The organism is Pseudorhodoplanes sp. (genome assembly GCF_046289595.1).
Classification (GTDB): Bacteria; Pseudomonadota; Alphaproteobacteria; order Rhizobiales; family Xanthobacteraceae; genus Pseudorhodoplanes.
In genome coordinates this window covers 1-3,051 of record NZ_JBKBVB010000218.1, presented here as the reverse complement: position 1 = coordinate 3,051, position 3,051 = coordinate 1, and the positions used below count along the sequence as shown (strand labels likewise).

Here is a 3,051-nt window from a genome sequence, read left to right as displayed (position 1 = left end):
GCGCGTGCGCTCGCCGACGGTCCGCTATCGGCGGAGGAGATCGTGCGCAAATCGCTCGATATCGCCGCCGATATCTGCGTCTATACCAACCGCAGCGTCACGGTGGAAACGCTCGATGCGGCCTGATCCGGCATCGATCGCCTTCGTTCCGGTGCAGCGTGAGCATTATGCGCTGCTGCGCGCGTGGCTTGCTGCGCCGCATCTGCGCGAATGGTGGGGCGATCCGGACGAAGAGTTTGGTTTCATCCGCGACATGGTCGAGGGCCGCGACACCACGCGGCCATTCCTGATCGAGCTCGACGGCCTCCCGGTCGGCTATATCCAGTACTGGTACGTCGGCCACCATCAGAACGCGCAATGGGTCAAGGATCACCCATGGCTGATGGAGCTGCCGCCGGAATCGATCGGCGTCGACCTGTCGCTCGGCGATCCGGACGCGCTTTCCAAGGGCATCGGCTCGGCCGCGCTTGCGGCATTCGTGCGCATGCTGCGCGCGCAGGGGCACGAGACCATCATCATCGATCCTGATCCGAAGAATGTGCGCGCGGTGCGCGCCTATACCAAGGCCGGTTTCCGGCCGGTGCCGCATTTGCGGGGCCGCACCGGCGATGCGCTGATCATGCAGCACGATTCGAATGTGAACGAGACGATATGACCGACTTCTCCCCCCGCGAAATCGTGTCCGAGCTGGACCGCTTCATCATCGGCCAGCATGAGGCCAAGCGTGCCGTTGCCATCGCCTTGCGCAACCGCTGGCGCAGGCTGCAGCTCGACGAGAAGCTGCGCGAGGAAGTGCTGCCCAAAAACATCCTGATGATCGGGCCGACCGGCGTTGGCAAGACCGAAATCTCCCGCCGTCTCGCAAAGCTTGCCGGCGCACCGTTTCTCAAGATCGAAGCCACCAAATTCACCGAGGTCGGCTATGTCGGCCGCGACGTGGAGCAGATCGTGCGCGACCTCGTCGAGGTCGCGATCGGCCAGACCCGCGAGAAAAAGCGCAAGGACGTGATCGCGCGCGCCGAAGCTGCGGCGGAGGATCGCGTGGTCAATGCGCTGGTCGGCGAGAATGCCAGCCAGACCACCAAGGAGGCATTTCGCAGGAAGCTGCGCAACGGCGAACTGAACGATAAGGAGATCGAGGTCGAGGTTCAGTCCGGCGGCGGCGGTTTTCCGATGTTCGATATTCCGGGAATGCCCGGCGCGCAGATGGGCGCGATCTCGATCGGCGACATTTTCGGCAAGCTTGGCGGCAAGGCGAAGACGCGCCGCCTCACCGTCGCCGAATCGCACGACATCCTGGTCAACGAGGAAGCCGACAAGCTGCTCGATACCGACATGCTGGTGCAGGAGGCGGTGCGCGCGGTCGAGCAGAACGGCATCGTGTTCCTCGACGAGATCGACAAGATCACGGCGCGCGACGGCCGCGTCGGCGGCGATGTGTCGCGCGAGGGCGTACAGCGCGATCTCCTCCCGCTGATCGAGGGCACCACGGTCTCGACCAAGCACGGCCCGGTCAAGACCGATCATATCCTGTTCATTGCCTCGGGCGCTTTCCATGTCTCGAAGCCCTCGGACCTGTTGCCCGAATTGCAGGGCCGGCTGCCGATCCGCGTCGAGTTGCGCCCGCTCACCCGCGAGGATTTCCGCCGAATCCTGACCGACACCGAAGCCTCGCTGATCAAGCAATATGTCGCCCTGATGGGCACTGAGGGCGTGACGCTGAACTTTACCGACGACGCCATCGACGCCATTGCCGATATTGCGGTGTCGGTGAATGCGAGTGTGGAGAATATCGGCGCGCGTCGGCTGCAGACCGTGATGGAGCGCGTACTCGACGAGATTTCCTTCACCGCCACCGACCGCAGCGGCGAGACGCTGACCGTCGACGGCGCCTATGTGCAGAAGAATATCGGCGATCTTGCCAAGAATGCCGATCTGAGCCGATTCATTTTGTAGCGCCGCCCGCCCGTCTGGCGCGCACGAACGTCTGCGGTTCTGGCCAAGTCAGCGCCGCCCCGGACGGCGTGGCGCTTCGGCATCGCACGCGCCAATCCTTCCGCCATGTCACCAGCGCAACCGGACAATTCGTTGACAGGCGCAGTTGATGATATGTTATATTATAACAGAAATGGGGATGGGGGACTTGCCGATGGCCGTGCGCCGTGTTGCTGCTATTGCTCTGATTTCACTGCCACTTCCAGCTGCTCCGGCGGCGGCGCAATCGGTCGAGCTGCCGGCCATCACCGTGACCGCAAGCCCGATCATCCGCCGCCCTGTTACCCCCACCCCGACCCCGGGCCCGCGCGACACCGCGCCCGATATCGCGTTCGATGCCGCAACGCCGCCTCCGGCCCCCGAACTCTATCAAGGCACGTTGCCGATCGTTGCCGACCAGTTCGCGACCGTGACCGTGATGCCGCGCGGCGAGATCGACCGCGCCACCGGCCAGACCCTTGGCGAAATCCTGCAGGAGAAGCCGGGCATCACCGCGTCGGGCTTCGCGCCGGGCGCAGCGTCGCGGCCGATCGTGCGCGGTCTCGACAATTACCGGGTGCGCATCCAGGAAAATGGCATCGGCTCCAGCGGTGTTTCAGAAATCGGCGAGGATCATGCCGTGCCGCTCGATCCGCTTGCGGCGCAGACCGTTGAGGTGATCCGCGGTCCCGCGACCTTGCGGTACGGCTCCCAGGCGATCGGCGGCGTGGTCAATGCCGAAAACAACCGCATCCCCACCGCGATCCCGCAACGGGGCCTCGCGCTCGAAGGACGCAGCGCCATCACCACGGTGGACCGCGGCCGCGAAGGCGCGGTGCTGCTCGATGCCGGTGGCGGAAATTTCGCCATTCACGCCGACATCTGGGGGCGCAACTCGGGCGACTACAAGATCCCGTCCTATCCGTATCTGTTCCCGGAGCCGCCCGCACCGTTCGTCGGACAATGGCAGCCGAACTCCGCACACAAGTCGAATGGCAATTCGATCGGCGGCTCTTTCGTTTTCGATCGCGGCTATTTCGGGTTTGCCTATACCAGCTTCGAGAGCCTTTACCGGGT

Annotated in this window: 3 protein-coding genes and 1 pseudogene; all 4 read left to right on the top strand. The window is 64.2% G+C overall.

What is annotated here, in order from left to right; all coding sequences use genetic code 11:
• Positions 1-126: pseudogene (locus ACK41X_RS23225) on the top strand (HslU--HslV peptidase proteolytic subunit); the annotation flags it as partial.
• Entirely contained in the window at positions 116-655 is a 540-nt protein-coding gene (locus tag ACK41X_RS23220; RefSeq protein WP_409728628.1) for a GNAT family N-acetyltransferase, read from the top strand. The pseudogene ACK41X_RS23225 and the gene ACK41X_RS23220, both read left to right, overlap by 11 nt.
• A complete protein-coding gene (hslU, locus tag ACK41X_RS23215; protein ID WP_409728625.1) occupies positions 652-1,956 on the top strand; it encodes an ATP-dependent protease ATPase subunit HslU in 1,305 nt (434 codons plus the stop codon). The genes ACK41X_RS23220 and hslU overlap by 4 nt, the downstream gene beginning before the upstream one ends.
• A 193-nt stretch (positions 1,957-2,149) precedes the next feature.
• Positions 2,150-3,051 (top strand): TonB-dependent receptor plug domain-containing protein (locus tag ACK41X_RS23210; RefSeq protein ID WP_409728622.1); only part of this gene is annotated, 902 nt, incomplete at its 3' end.